This is a genomic window from Helicobacter ibis, from assembly GCF_027859255.1.
Classification (GTDB): Bacteria; Campylobacterota; Campylobacteria; order Campylobacterales; family Helicobacteraceae; genus Helicobacter_D; species Helicobacter_D ibis.
Window position 1 is genome coordinate 135082 of the sequence record NZ_JAQHXR010000003.1, and the last position, 14880, is coordinate 149961.

The 14880-nt window shown below is 35.8% G+C and carries 11 protein-coding genes and 5 tRNA genes; all 16 read left to right on the forward strand.

What is annotated here, in order from left to right; all coding sequences use genetic code 11:
* Nucleotides 1–155 precede the first annotated feature (155 nt).
* The 16 genes from PF021_RS06450 (at nucleotide 156) to rpsG (ending at nucleotide 14813) form a co-directional block, all read left to right on the forward strand.
* Nucleotides 156–231 (forward strand) — tRNA-Thr (locus tag PF021_RS06450).
* A gap of 53 nt (nucleotides 232–284) precedes the next feature.
* Nucleotides 285–369, forward strand: a tRNA-Tyr gene (locus tag PF021_RS06455).
* A gap of 9 nt (nucleotides 370–378) precedes the next feature.
* Nucleotides 379–455 (forward strand) — tRNA-Gly (locus PF021_RS06460).
* Nucleotides 456–557: 102 nt separating this feature from the next.
* Nucleotides 558–632 (forward strand) — tRNA-Thr (locus PF021_RS06465).
* Nucleotides 633–752: 120 nt separating this feature from the next.
* Nucleotides 753–1952 carry an elongation factor Tu gene (gene tuf, locus PF021_RS06470; protein ID WP_271021657.1) on the forward strand — a complete coding sequence of 400 codons (1200 nt, stop codon included), beginning with the start codon at nucleotides 753–755 and terminating at the stop codon, nucleotides 1950–1952.
* A gap of 10 nt (nucleotides 1953–1962) precedes the next feature.
* On the forward strand, nucleotides 1963–2133 hold the full coding sequence (gene rpmG / locus PF021_RS06475) for a 50S ribosomal protein L33 (protein WP_271021658.1): 171 nt from the start codon (nucleotides 1963–1965) through the stop codon (nucleotides 2131–2133).
* A 46-nt stretch (nucleotides 2134–2179) separates the two neighbouring features.
* A tRNA-Trp gene (locus PF021_RS06480) sits at nucleotides 2180–2255 on the forward strand.
* A gap of 25 nt (nucleotides 2256–2280) precedes the next feature.
* On the forward strand, nucleotides 2281–2460 hold the full coding sequence (gene secE / locus PF021_RS06485; protein ID WP_271021659.1) for a preprotein translocase subunit SecE: 180 nt from the start codon (nucleotides 2281–2283) through the stop codon (nucleotides 2458–2460).
* A 21-nt stretch (nucleotides 2461–2481) separates the two neighbouring features.
* A complete protein-coding gene (gene nusG, locus PF021_RS06490) occupies nucleotides 2482–3006 on the forward strand; it encodes a transcription termination/antitermination protein NusG (RefSeq protein ID WP_271021703.1) in 525 nt (174 codons plus the stop codon).
* A gap of 23 nt (nucleotides 3007–3029) precedes the next feature.
* Nucleotides 3030–3455, forward strand: a complete 426-nt coding sequence (rplK, locus tag PF021_RS06495) for a 50S ribosomal protein L11 (protein ID WP_271021660.1) — start codon at nucleotides 3030–3032, stop codon at nucleotides 3453–3455.
* Between the two features lie 22 nt (nucleotides 3456–3477).
* Nucleotides 3478–4182, forward strand: a complete 705-nt coding sequence (gene rplA, locus PF021_RS06500; RefSeq protein WP_271021661.1) for a 50S ribosomal protein L1 — start codon at nucleotides 3478–3480, stop codon at nucleotides 4180–4182.
* 92 nt (nucleotides 4183–4274) lie between these two features.
* The gene (rplJ, locus tag PF021_RS06505) at nucleotides 4275–4757 is read left to right on the forward strand and encodes a 50S ribosomal protein L10 (protein WP_271021662.1); all 483 of its coding nucleotides are present in this window, start codon (nucleotides 4275–4277) and stop codon (nucleotides 4755–4757) included.
* Nucleotides 4758–4772: 15 nt separating this feature from the next.
* Nucleotides 4773–5147, forward strand: coding sequence for a 50S ribosomal protein L7/L12 (gene rplL / locus PF021_RS06510; RefSeq protein ID WP_271021663.1), 375 nt, complete (start codon nucleotides 4773–4775; stop codon nucleotides 5145–5147).
* Between the two features lie 62 nt (nucleotides 5148–5209).
* A complete protein-coding gene (locus tag PF021_RS06515; RefSeq protein ID WP_271021664.1) occupies nucleotides 5210–13849 on the forward strand; it encodes a DNA-directed RNA polymerase subunit beta/beta' in 8640 nt (2879 codons plus the stop codon).
* Nucleotides 13850–13945: 96 nt separating this feature from the next.
* Nucleotides 13946–14329: a 30S ribosomal protein S12 gene (rpsL, locus tag PF021_RS06520; RefSeq protein ID WP_271021665.1), complete on the forward strand. Its 384-nt coding sequence runs from the start codon at nucleotides 13946–13948 to the stop codon at nucleotides 14327–14329.
* Between the two features lie 16 nt (nucleotides 14330–14345).
* Nucleotides 14346–14813, forward strand: a complete 468-nt coding sequence (gene rpsG / locus PF021_RS06525) for a 30S ribosomal protein S7 (RefSeq protein WP_271021670.1) — start codon at nucleotides 14346–14348, stop codon at nucleotides 14811–14813.
* Nucleotides 14814–14880 lie beyond the last annotated feature (67 nt).

The window sequence follows — 14880 nt, forward strand, 5'->3', positions numbered from 1 at the left end:
ATGGCATTTGTAGGTTTTAGAATCTGCAAAGTTTATAAATATGACATTAAGCATAAGCCATAGTTTATGTTTATATTGCACAAAAAATATTATTTATTTTCTATAATTTATTGACAAAAGCTATAAAAAGTTGTAAAATGCCTCCTTTAATTTTTGCTGGTGTAGCTCAGTTGGTAGAGCAGCTGCCTTGTAAGCAGCAGGCCGGGGGTTCGAGTCCCTTCACCAGCTCCATAATTTAAGTTCTATTTATTTTTCAGTGTTTGACCAGTTTATAAATTTTCTGTGGTGAGATACTCAAGTGGCCAACGAGGGCAGACTGTAAATCTGCTGGTTCTACCTTCCGTGGTTCGAATCCACGTCTCACCACCATGTAGCCATGCGGGAGTAGCTCAGTTGGCTAGAGCATCAGCCTTCCAAGCTGAGGGTCGCGGGTTCGAGCCCCGTTTCCCGCTCCAATCACACTTGTGATAACTGGGAGCTGATTCTACTTTGCTAATGTTTAGATTCTTAAACAATTAAATTAGACAAATCAGCACACTAAAATAAACGATGTTTATGCCCATATAGCTCAGTGGCAGAGCACTTCCTTGGTAAGGAAGAGGTCGGCGGTTCAATCCCGCTTATGGGCTCCAGTTTTTCGCAATGCATTTTCATTGAATCTTGCTATAAATTTAGATATGGATTCGTGTTTTTGTGTTTGTTTTTTAGGTAGTCTAACTATCAAAACTATATTAATTTTACAGGAGAAGCTTATGGCTAAGGAAAAATATGTTAAATCAAAACCCCATGTAAATATTGGAACAATCGGACATGTTGACCATGGTAAGACAACATTGAGTGCTGCTATTTCTGCTGTTCTATCTACAAAAGGTTTGGCAGAGATGAAAGACTATGACAATATCGATAATGCACCTGAAGAAAAAGAAAGAGGTATTACGATTGCTACTTCTCACATTGAGTATGAAACAGAAAAGAGACACTACGCACATGTTGATTGTCCTGGACACGCTGACTATGTTAAGAACATGATTACAGGTGCTGCTCAAATGGACGGAGCTATCTTGGTTGTTTCTGCTGCTGATGGTCCTATGCCACAAACTAGAGAGCATATTCTACTATCTCGCCAAGTTGGTGTTCCATATATCGTAGTTTTCATGAATAAGCAAGATATGGTTGATGACCAAGAACTATTAGAATTGGTAGAAATGGAAATTAGAGAACTTCTATCAAGTTATGAATTCCCGGGAGATGATACTCCAATTATTGCTGGTTCTGCTCTAAAAGCACTAGATGAAGCTAAAGCTGGTTCTCTAGGCGAGTGGAGCGAGAAGATTATGAAGTTAATGGATGCTGTAGATGAGTATATACCTACTCCAGCTCGTGAAACTGATAAGACTTTCTTGATGCCTATCGAAGATGTTTTCTCAATAGCAGGTAGAGGAACGGTTGTTACAGGAAGAATCGAAAGAGGTGTTGTAAAAGTAGGTGATGAAATTGAAATAGTTGGTATTCGCCCAACTCAAAAGACAACTGTAACTGGCGTTGAAATGTTTAGAAAAGAGCTAGACATGGGTGAAGCTGGTGATAATGTTGGTGTTCTTTTAAGAGGAACAAAGAAAGAAGAAGTTGAGAGAGGTATGGTTCTTTGTAAGCCTGCTTCAATTACTCCTCACAAAAAGTTTGAAGGTGAAATTTATGTTCTTTCAAAAGATGAAGGTGGAAGACATACTCCATTCTTTAATGGATATAGACCACAATTCTATGTAAGAACAACAGATATTACTGGTTCTATTCAATTGCCTGATGGAGTTGAAATGGTTATGCCGGGTGATAACATCAAAATCACAGTAGAACTAATTAACCCTATCGCACTAGAAGAAGGAACAAGATTCGCTATTCGTGAAGGTGGTAGAACTGTTGGTGCTGGTGTTGTTACAAAAATTATTGAATAGGCTGTAAAACATGGCAAAGGGTAATAGAATAAAAATTGGACTTAAATGTGTAGAGTGTGGTGATATAAACTATAGCACCGTGAAAAACGCAAAAACACAAACAGAAAAACTGGAGCTAAAAAAGTTCTGCCCAAGGCTTAATAGACATACAATTCATAAAGAAGTGAAGTTAAAAAGCTAAATTTTAGCGTTATGGATATGGAGAGAATTCTCTATATCCAAATTGTAGGTCAGTAGCTCCAATGGTAGAGCGTCGGTCTCCAAAACCGAGTGTTGGGGGTTCGAGTCCCTCCTGGCCTGCCATATTTGGAATAAAGGAATAAGTATAGTGAAAAAGCTTATTGCATATTATAGATTATCCAAAGAAGAGCTATCAAAGGTAATATTTCCGACAAAAGAGCAAGTTAGAAGTGCTTTTATTTCTGTATTGTTAGTTGTCTCTGTTATTGCTCTATTTTTGGCATCGGTTGATTTCATTCTTGGAAGTTTTGTTTCAAGTATTTTATAATTTTAGGATTTTTTTATGGCTTTGTATTGGTATGCGATTCAAACCTATTTTGGTAGCGAACAAGCTGTTAAAAGAGGTATAGAAAACATAGTTAAAGAGCATCATCTAGAGGACAGATTAACTGATATAGTTGTTCCAACTGAAGATATTATTGAAGTTAAGAATAACAAGAAAAAAATCAGCGAGAGAAGTTTATATCCCGGTTATGTTTTTATTAGGGTTGATTTAGATACTGCTTTATGGCATACAATTCAATCATTACCTAAAGTTAGTAGATTCATAGGCGAAGCAAAAAAACCTACACCGCTAAGCGAAGCAGACATTAACCACATTATAGAAAAAGTTCAAAATCGTGCAGCTCCAAAACCAAAAATTATTTTTGAATCTGGTGAAGTTGTAAGGATTATAGAAGGTCCATTTGCTAATTTTACAGGTATTGTTGAAGAGTATGACATGGAGCATAGAAAGTTAAAGCTAAATGTATCTATTTTTGGACGAAGTACACCTATTGAAATACTTTATTCTCAAGTAGAAAAAATAGTTTAATACACTAAAAACAAGGATAAGTTATGGCAAAAAAAATTGTTGGCGAACTAAAATTGCAAATCCCAGCAGGAAAGGCTAATCCATCACCACCTGTAGGTCCTGCATTAGGTCAGCGTGGTATTAATATAATGGAATTTTGTAAGGCTTTTAATGAAAAAACCAAAGATATGGGAAATTTTAATATTCCTGTTATTATCACGGTTTATCAAGATAAGAGCTTTACATTTGTTACTAAAAAGCCACCTGTTACAGATTTGATTAAAAAGGCAGCTGGAATCCAAAAAGGTTCTGATAATCCTCTAAAAAATAAAGTTGGTAAGCTTACAAAAGCACAAGTTTTAGAGATTGTAAAGACAAAAATGGACGACTTGAATGCTACTTCAGAAGAAGCAGCAATGAAGATAGTTGAAGGAAGTGCTCGAAGCATGGGCATTGAAGTTGTAGATTAATAAAGACGCGTTGGAGTATAAAATGGCAAAAAAATTAACAAAAAGAATGCAAAATCTTCTAAATAAAGTTGATTGCAAGAAAATATACGATATCACAACCGCCTCTGCATCAGTAAAGTCTCTAGCTTCTGCAAAGTTTGATGAAACTGTAGAGATTGCGTTAAACCTTGGTGTTGATCCAAGACATGCTGATCAGATGATTCGTGGTGCTGTTGTTTTACCTAATGGGACAGGTAAAAGTGTGCGTGTAGCAGTATTTGCAAAAGGTTCTAAAGCTGATGAAGCTAAAGCTGCTGGTGCTGATGTTGTTGGTGATGATGATTTAGCAGAGCAAATCAAAGGTGGAGATTTGAACTTTGATATGGTAATTGCAACACCAGATATGATGGCATTAGTTGGTAAAGTAGGTAGAATCTTAGGACCAAAGGGATTAATGCCAAATCCAAAAACTGGCACAGTTACAATGGATATTTCAAAAGCTGTTAGTAATGCAAAAAGTGGTCAAGTAAATTATCGTGTAGATAAAAAAGGTATCATTCATGCACCTGTTGGTAAGGCTAGTTTTGATGCTAAAAAGCTAGAAGAAAACATTATAGCACTTGTTAAAAATATTAATAAGCAAAAACCAGCAACAGCTAAGGGAAAATATATCAAAAATGCAACTTTATCACTAACGATGAGTCCCTCATTGATGCTCGATATTCAAGAGCTTGCTGATATGAAATAATTTATTCTTGTTTTTATCTTAGACTAATGACTATAGGGGCTTTTTAAGCTTAAACTTCCCTATATAAGTCTTTCGTCTGAAAGGAGGTTAATATGACAAAAGCAGAAAAAACGGCGTTAATTGAAAAATTAGCTGGTGAGTTTAAAGCTTCAAATGCAATTATTGTTTGTGATTATAAAGGCTTAAGTGTTAGAGAGCTTGAATCTCTAAGAGCTAGTGCTAGAGAAAAGAGTGCAAAAGTTCAAGTTATCAAAAACACATTAGCTTCTATTGCGTTAAAGCAAGTTGGAATCGAAGACTTAGAACTTAAAGAAAACAATATATTTGTTTGGAGTGAAGATCAAATTTCATTAGCAAAAGCAGTTTGCAAGTTTTCAGATTCTGTTGGTGGTAAGCTAGTAATAAAATCTGGATATTTTGAAGGAAGTTGTGTAGATTCAAAACACATCGAAGCAGTTTCTAAACTACCTTCTAAAGAAGAGCTTATTGGTATGTTGCTATCTGTATGGACTGCACCGGCGAGATATTTTGTTACTGGACTTGATAATTTAAGAAAACAAAAAGAAGAACAATAATTTAAGGAGATAAAAATGGCAATCACAAAAGAAGATGTTTTAGAATACATTGGTAACCTTTCTGTAATGGAACTTTCAGAGCTTGTAAAGGCTTTTGAAGAGAAATTTGGCGTTTCTGCTGCTCCTACTGTTGTAGCAGGTGCTGCGGCTGCAGGCGGTGGTGCTGCTTCTGAAGAAAAAACAGAGTTCGACATTATCCTTACAGATAGTGGAGATAAGAAAATCAATGTAATTAAAGTAGTAAGAGAAGTTACAGGACTTGGCTTAAAAGAAGCAAAAGACGCAGTTGAGCAAACTCCATTTACGGTTAAAGAGGGAGTTAAAAAAGAAGATGCTGATGCTATCAAAGCTAAATTTGAAGAAGCAGGTGCAAAAGTCGATATTAAATAATTTTTTGAGGGACTTATGCTCCCTCATTTTTCTTCCAAAATTCTACATATAAGGTAACGAATATGCCAGTAAATTTAAAATCAGGAAACAGACTAAGAGTAGATTTCACAAAGATTCCTCAAAATATAGGAGTTCCAAATTTATTACAACTTCAAAGAAATAGTTATGATACTTTTTTGGTGGCTAAAGATGGCGGAGAATCTGGAATTGAAAAGGTATTTAAATCAATATTTCCTATACATGATACACAAAATCGTATAAGCTTAGAGTATGCTGGGTGTGAATATGGTAAGCCTAGATATACGGTTAGAGAAGCTATGGAGAGGGGACTTACATATTCTATTCCATTAAAAATCAAAATAAGATTAGTGCTTTGGGAGAGAGATGAGAAAACGGGCGAAAAACTAGGAATCAAAGATATTAAAGAGCAAAGCATATTTGTAAGAGAGATTCCTCTAATGACAGATAGGACTAGCTTTATTATTAATGGTGTTGAGAGGGTTGTTGTAAATCAGCTACATAGAAGTCCGGGCGTTATATTCAAAGAAGAAGCTTCAACAATATCAAACAAACTTGTTTATATGGGACAAATAATACCAGATAGAGGATCGTGGCTATATTTTGAATATGATGCAAAAGACATATTATATGTTAGGGTTAATAAAAGAAGAAAAGTGCCAGTAACGATTCTATTTAGGGCATTGGGATATTCTAAGCAAGATATTTTAAAGATATTCTACCCTCTATTAGAAATCAAGGCAAAAGGTGGCAAGTATCTAATTTCATTTGATCCAAATGAATTTGTAGGTCGTGTTGAGTTTGATATTAAAGATGCTAAAGGGAATCTTTTAATTGCTGCAGGCAAAAGATTGACTGCTAAGAAAGCAAAAGCTTTACAAGATGACAAAATAAATATGATAGAGTATCCTGGTGATATCTTGGTAAATAGATACTTAGCAAAGCCTATTGTTGATAAAAATGGAGAAGTAATTTTTGATGCTCTAACTTTAATGGATGAAAGTAAGCTTAAAAAATTAGCCGAGCTTGGTATTAATGACTTTGTAATTGCAAATGACTTGGCAAATGGAGTTGATTCTTCTATTATTAATTCATTTATAGCAGATGCAGAATCTTTGAAGCTTTTAAAGCAAACAGAAAAGATAGAAAATGAAAATGATCTAGCTATGATAAGAATCTACAAGGTTATGAGGCCGGGTGAGCCTGTAACCAAAGAAGCAGCAAAGCAATTTATTCAGCAACTATTCTTTGATCCAGAAAGATATGATCTAACACCCGTTGGTAGAATGAAGATGAATCATAAGCTTGATTTGAGCGTCCCAGAATATGTAACAGTTCTAACTCATGAGGATATAATTAAGACGGTTAGATATTTAATGCATGTAAAAAATGGTCAAGGTAGAATTGATGATAGAGATCATTTAGGTAATAGAAGAATTAGATCTATTGGTGAGCTTTTGGCCAATGAGCTTCACATGGGCTTGGTTAAAATGCAAAAAGTAATAAGAGATAAACTCTCTACAATAAGTACTGGATTAGAAGAGCTCATGCCTCATGATTTAGTAAATTCTAAAATGATAACAAGTACTATTTTGGAGTTTTTCACAGGTGGGCAACTATCTCAATTTATGGATCAGACAAATCCGCTATCAGAGGTAACTCATAAAAGAAGACTTTCCGCACTTGGCGAGGGTGGATTAGTAAAAGAGAGAGCAGGATTTGAGGTAAGAGATGTGCATCCTACTCATTATGGGAGAATCTGTCCTATTGAAACACCAGAAGGTCAAAACATTGGTTTGATTAATACTCTATCGACTTATGCTAAAGTAAATGAATTAGGTTTCATAGAAGCTCCTTATAGAAAAGTTGTTGATAAAAAAGTAACTGATGAGATTGTATATCTTACAGCTACACAAGAAGAAGGTGCTGTAATCGCTCCTGCTAGCACAATCTTAACTAGTGATAATATGATCAAAGAAGATATAGTAGAAGTAAGAAAAGATGGCGAAATTATTCTTATGGAATCTTCAAAAGTTGATTTAATTGACCTTAGCCCTAGAATGGTGGTTGGTGTTGCAGCAAGCCTTATTCCTTTCTTAGAGCATGATGATGCTAACAGGGCTTTGATGGGTTCTAACATGCAACGACAAGCTGTGCCTCTTTTGCGCCCTAGTGCTCCAGTTGTTGGAACAGGTATAGAAAAGATTGTTTCAAGAGATTCGTGGGAAGCTATCAAAGCTAGTAGAGGTGGTGTGGTAGAGAAAATAGATGCAAAGAATATCTATATCTTAGGTGAAGATGAAAATGGTGCATTTATTGATCATTATTCATTGCAAAAGAATCTAAGAACAAATCAAAACACTTCATTCTCTCAAATTCCTATAGTAAAGGCAGGAGATGTCGTAAAGGCAGGAGATGTAATAGCAGATGGTCCAAACATGGATCAAGGAGAATTAGCACTTGGTAAAAATATCCGTGTGGCCTTTATGCCTTGGAATGGATATAACTTTGAAGATGCCATTGTTGTAAGTGAGAAATTAATAAGAAATGATGCATTCACTTCGATTCATATCTATGAAAAAGAAATTGAAGCAAGAGAACTAAAGCATGGTGTAGAAGAAATTACAAGAGATATACCAAATATAAGAGAAGAAGAGTTAGCCCATCTTGATGATAGTGGTATAGTAAAAATTGGAACTTATGTAAGTGGCGGTATGATTCTAGTTGGTAAAGCTTCTCCAAAAGGAGAAGTAAAGCCAACTCCAGAGGAAAGATTGCTTAGGGCTATCTTTGGCGAGAAAGCAGGTCATGTTGTAAATAAATCTCTCTATTGTCCTCCAAGTTTAGAAGGAACCGTAATAGATGTAAAGATATTTACTAAAAAAGGCTATGACAAGGATAAAAGAGCAATTGATGCCTATGAATCTGAAAAGGCTAAACTTGACTTAGAACACCATGATAAACTGCTTATGTTAGATAGAGAAGAGAGTTTAAGAATAGGATTTATACTATCTAAAGAAAAGCTAACTTCAAATGCGAAAATAGGTGATGTAGAGTATAAAAAAGGCAAAATAATTCCAAAAGAAGAGTTAGAAAAAGTCAATAGATTTGCTATGGCTACTTTGATTAAAAGTTATCCAAAAGAGATTCAAAGTAAATATGAAACAATAAAAGCAAATTTCTTGGAGCAAAAAAAGACACTAAGCCAAGAGCATGAAGAAAAACTAGCTGTAATAGAAAAAGATGATATTCTGCCAAGTGGAGTTGTGAAGCTTGTTAAAATCTATGTTGCAACAAAGAGGAAGCTAAAAGTTGGTGATAAAATGGCAGGAAGACATGGCAATAAAGGTATCGTGTCCAATATTGTCCCTGAAGTGGATATGCCCTATACAAAAGATGGTCGCCCTGTTGAGATAGTACTAAATCCTCTAGGTGTTCCTAGTCGTATGAATATAGGGCAGATTTTAGAGGTGCATTTGGGATTGGTAGGTAAGCAATTAGGAGATCAAATAAGTGCGGTCTTTGAGAATGAAAAAAGCAAGTGGGTTGGTCTTCTAAAATCTAAAATGCAAGAAATCGCAGATACATCTGGCATGAAAGATACAAAGAAATTCATTGAATCTTTAAGCGATGATGAATTAATCGAGTATGCTAGAGATTGGAGTAAAGGTGTTAAGTTTGCTACTCCTGTGTTTGAAGGTGTAAATGAGCAAGAATTCAAAAAGCTATTTGCATTAGCCAAGATAGATTCTGATGGTAAGACAGAGTTGTATGATGGTAGAACCGGCGAAAAAATGATCGAAAGAGTAAATGTCGGATATATGTATATGTTGAAACTTCACCACTTAGTAGATGAGAAAGTTCATGCAAGAAGCACTGGTCCTTATAGTCTTGTTACCCAACAACCAGTTGGTGGTAAGGCGCTATTTGGTGGTCAGAGATTCGGTGAGATGGAAGTGTGGGCTTTAGAGGCTTATGGTGCTGCACACACTCTAAAAGAAATGCTTACTATAAAGTCCGATGATGTAGAAGGAAGGGTAAAAGCATATAAAGCAATCACAAGAGGTGAGGCAGTAAAAGAATCTGAAATTCCAGAGACATTCTATGTTCTAACTAAAGAACTGCAAAGTTTAGCATTAGATGTAAATGTGTTTGTAAAAAACAAAGATGGAATAAATGAACCAGTAGTTATAAAAGAAAATGAAAGACCACGAGACTTTAATGCATTCCAGCTTCTACTTGCTAGTCCAGAGAAAATCAAAAGTTGGAGTAATGGTGAGGTTAAAAAGCCAGAGACAATTAATTATAGGACCCTAAAGCCAGAAAGAGATGGATTGTTTTGTGCAAAAATATTTGGTCCCGTAAGAGATTATGAATGTCTATGTGGCAAATATAAAAAAATGCGTTATAAAGGTGTAGTGTGTGAAAAATGTGGTGTAGAAGTAACAAGCTCTAAGGTCAGAAGATCTAGAATGGGGCATATTGAGCTTGTAACTCCGGTTGCACACATTTGGTATGTAAATTCTTTGCCAAGTAGAATTGGAACTCTTCTTGGTGTAAAAATGAAAGACTTAGAAAGAGTGCTTTATTATGAAGCATATATTGTAAAAGAACCCGGAGAGGCATTCTATGATAATGAAGGAACAAAGCCGGTTGCTAAGTATGATGTATTAAACGAAGAACAATACCAAAGCCTTTCTCAAAGATTCGAACATGCTGGATTTGTAGCACAAATGGGTGGAGAAGCTGTTAAGGAATTGTTAGAAGGGCTAGATTTGGTTGATTTAATAGCGGAGCTAAAAGAGGCTATAAAAGCAACAAGTTCTGAAGCGAAAAAGAAGACAATAATTAAGAGACTAAAAGTTGTAGAAAGCTTTGTAGTATCAGGTGAGCAAAACCGCCCAGAATGGATGATGCTAACAATACTACCAGTTCTTCCACCAGATTTAAGACCGCTTGTAGCGCTAGATGGCGGTAAATTTGCTGTAAGTGATGTAAATGATCTTTATAGAAGAGTTATAAATAGAAACCAAAGATTAAAGCGTTTAATCGAGCTTGATGCACCAGAGATTATCGTTAGAAACGAAAAAAGAATGCTTCAAGAATCTGTAGATGCACTATTTGATAATGGCAGAAATGCAAATGCTGTTAAAGGAGCGAATAAACGCCCACTTAAATCACTATCAGAGATTATTAAAGGTAAGCAAGGAAGGTTTAGACAAAACTTACTTGGTAAGAGAGTTGATTTCTCTGGGCGTTCTGTAATTGTTGTAGGACCGAATTTAAAAATGGACGAGTGTGGATTGCCTAAAAATATGGCTTTAGAATTATTTAAGCCACATATTCTAGCCAAGTTAGAGGAGAAGGGCTATGCTACAACTCTAAAACAAGCTAAAAAAATGATCGAGCAAAAGAGCAATGAAGTGTGGGAGTGTCTGCAAGAAATAGTAGCAAGTTATCCTGTGATTTTAAATCGTGCTCCAACATTGCATAAGCAGTCGATTCAAGCTTTCCACCCAAGACTTATAGATGGTAAGGCTATACAATTACATCCGCTTGTTTGTGCTGCATTTAACGCAGACTTTGACGGGGATCAAATGGCTGTGCATGTTCCACTTTCGCAAGAAGCAATTACAGAGTGTAAGCTATTAATGCTAAGCTCTATGAATATCTTGCTTCCAGCAAGTGGTAAGGCAGTAACTGTTCCTAGTCAAGATATGATTTTAGGACTTTACTATCTATCTTTAGAAAAAGAAGATGTAAAAGGTGAGCATAAATTGTTCTCAAATATAGACCAAATATACATTGCACTAGAATCTGGTGTGGTTGATATTAGTGCTAAGATTAGAGCATTTTGTGATGGAAGAATCATAAACACAACAATTGGTAGAATGATTCTAAAATCAGTGTTGCCTGACTTTGTGCCTGTAAATTTGTGGAATAAGGTATTAAAGAAAAAAGATATTGCAACTTTAATTGACTATGTGTATAAAGAAGGTGGAGTTGGTATTACGGCTAGTTTCTTAGATGATTTAAAGAATCTAGGATTCAAATATGCGACAAAAGCAGGTATTTCAATTTCTGCAGATGATATTATCGTGCCATCTGATAAGAATAAAGTAATAGAAGCAACTAAGAAAAAGATAAATGAGATTCAAAGTCAGTTTAGTTCTGGTTTATTAACAGAGCAAGAAAGATATAACAAAATCATCGATGTTTGGACAGATACAAACAACTCTCTTGGTAATTCTATGATGAAGCTTATTGAGAATGATAAAGCAGGATTTAACTCCATTTATATGATGGCAGATTCCGGTGCTAGAGGTAGCGCAGGACAAATTAGGCAGCTTTCAGCCATGAGAGGTCTAATGGCAAAGCCTGATGGAACTATTATTGAAACGCCTATCACTTCTAACTTTAAAGAGGGGCTTAATGTGCTAGAGTATTTCATCTCTACACACGGAGCAAGAAAGGGTCTAGCAGATACAGCACTTAAGACTGCAAATGCTGGTTATCTAACAAGAAAGCTAATTGATGTTAGTCAAAATGTAAAAATTGTAATGGAAGATTGTGGGACAAACGAGGGTATCGAAATTACAGATATAGCAGTTGGTAGTGAGCTAATTGAAGAATTAGAAGAGAGAATTTTTGGTAGGGTTGTAGCAGAAAATGTAATTGACCCTATTACCAATGAAGTTCTAATTGCTGAAGGCGTTATGATAGATGAAGAAAAGGCTAAGAGAGCAAAAGAAGCAGGAGTTAAATCTGTTGTAATTAGAACTCCTGTAACTTGTAAAGCAGAAAAAGGCGTATGTGCTAAGTGTTATGGACTAAACTTAGGAGAGGCTAGAATCTCTAAAGTTGGAGAGGCAGTTGGGGTTGTAGCTGCACAATCTATTGGTGAGCCTGGAACACAGCTAACGCTTAGAACATTCCACGTTGGTGGAACGGCAAGCAGAAGCCAAGAAGAAAGACAAGTAGTAACAAACAAAGAAGGATTCATTAGATACTACAATGTAAAAACCTACAAAAATAGAGAAGGTAAAACAATAGTATCAAATCGTAGAAATGCAGCTATACTGCTTGTAGAGCCTAAGATTAAAGCACCATTTGAAGGTGAGCTTAAAGTCGATGTGATATACGATGAAGTAATAGTCTCTGTAATAGGTAAAAAGCAAACTGCAAAATATGTCCTAAGAAAGAGCGATGTAGCAAAGCCTAATGAGTTAGCAGGTGTAACTGGTAATATAGAAGGCAAATACTATATACCTTATGCAAGTGGGCATTATGTAAGAGATGAGGGAAGTATTGTGGATATTATTAAAGATAGCTGGAATATACCACATAGAATCTCTTATGCAAGTGAGCTGAAAGTAAATGATAACGATCCTATAGTTCAAAAAATATATGCAAAAGCTGATGGCGTTGTTAAGTATTACTATTTGCATGGTGATCATTTAGAAAGATATCATGATGTAAAAGAGGGGGCGAAAGTTAATGAAAAAGGGTTGTTTGCAGTAATAGCAGATGAATATGATCAAGAAGCAACAAGGCATTATATAGCTAGAGATTCTATTATAGAGCTTGGCGATAATAGCAAGGTATCAAGGGATGCACTAATTGCTAGACCAGAGGTAGATGAGCATGTTGTAATTGCTGATTGGGATCCTTACTCAAATCCTATCATAGCTGAAGAGAAAGGAACTATCAAGTTTGAGGATATTATACCGGGAATTACAGTATCTGAACAGACAGACGAGCTAACAGGACAAACTAGACTTGTGGTTAATGAGTATATAGCAAGTGCGTATAAGCCAACTTTAGTATTATCAACAGGTAATGGAGGGCTAATAAGATATGCATTGGAGCCAAAAACAGCCATATTTATAAATGATGGTGCTAAAGTTGAGATGGCAGATATCTTGGCAAAAACTCCTAAAGCACTTGTAAAATCTAAGGATATCACAGGTGGTCTTCCTAGGGTTTCAGAACTATTCGAAGCTAGAAAGCCAAAAGATCCTGCTGTGCTAGCTGAAATAGATGGTGTTGTGAATTTTGGTAAGCCAATACGCGGAAAAGAGAGACTTGTAATTACAGCAAGCGATGGTAGAAGCGTTGAGTATATGATAGATAAGTCAAAGCAAATTTTGGTACATGAAGGCGAGTTTATACATGCTGGAGAGGCTCTAACTGATGGCGTGGTAGCTAGTCAAGATATACTAAGAATCGGTGGAGAGAAGGAGCTTTATAAATATATTGTAAGTGAAGTTCAACAAGTGTATAGAAGACAAGGGGTTAGTATTGCAGATAAGCATATAGAAATAATCGTATCGCAAATGCTAAGACAAGTAAGAATCTATGATAGTGGCAATACAAAATTCATAGAGGGTGATTTAGTTAGCAAGAGACATTTTAGAGAAGAAAATGCAAGAATTATCAAAATGGGCGGAATCCCTGCTATCGCAGAGCCTGTGTTGCTAGGTATCACGCGTGCTGCTATTGGAAGTGATTCTGTTATTTCTGCGGCTTCTTTCCAAGAGACAACAAAAGTCCTAACTGAAGCAAGTATTGCAGCTAAGACAGATTGCTTAGAGGATTTAAAAGAAAATATAGTGCTAGGCCGTATGATACCGGTAGGAACTGGAATCTACAAGGATCAGAAGATAAAAATCAAGGAGAATTAAGGTTAGTTAAACCTTAATTTAAGGAGAATAAAAGCAGATTGCATGTAAAATCCGCTTCATTTTCTCTATTGAAGATATTTTTAGGAAGGAAAAAAAGTGCCAACGATTAATCAATTAATTAGAAAAGAAAGAAAAAAGGTTATAAAGAAGTCAAAATCTCCTGCTTTGGTGGTTTGCCCTCAAAGAAGAGGTGTTTGCACTCGTGTTTATACTACAACACCTAAAAAGCCAAACTCTGCTTTAAGAAAAGTAGCTAAAGTTAGACTAACAAGTGGCTTTGAGGTGATTAGCTATATTCCCGGTGAGGGACATAATTTGCAAGAACACTCGATAGTTCTAATTCGTGGTGGTAGGGTAAAAGATTTACCGGGTGTTAAGTATCACATTATTCGTGGTGCGTTGGATACTGCTGGTGTTGCTAAAAGAACAGTATCTCGTAGTAAGTATGGTGCAAAGCGTGCTAAGAGTGATTCAAAATAGTAAGTGAGGTAATTAAATGAGAAGAAGAAAAGCTCCGCAAAGAGAGGTATTGGGAGATCCAATCTATAACAACATTGTTGTAACAAAGTTCATTAACAAGATGATGTATGATGGTAAAAAAAGTGTAGCTGAAAAAATCATATATGCTACTTTTGAAAAAATTGAAGAAAAAACAAAAGAAAAAGGTATTGAAACTTTTGAAAAAGCATTAGAGAAGGTTAAGCCTCTAGTGGAAGTAAGAAGCAGACGCGTTGGTGGTGCTACTTATCAAGTTCCTGTTGAAGTTCGTCCTGCAAGACAGCAGTCTTTATCTATCAGATGGCTTTTAGATTCTGCTAGAAAGAGAAATGAGAGAACAATGGTTGAAAGACTAGCAAATGAATTAATTGATGCAGCAAACGAAAGAGGTGCAGCATACAAAAAAAGAGAAGATGTGCATAAAATGGCAGAAGCCAATAAAGCATTTGCACACTATCGTTGGTAATTATCTATGCTTAAGAGGATTGCTTATTGCCCTCTTTTAGCATTTTCTACGATTTCTATTGAAACTC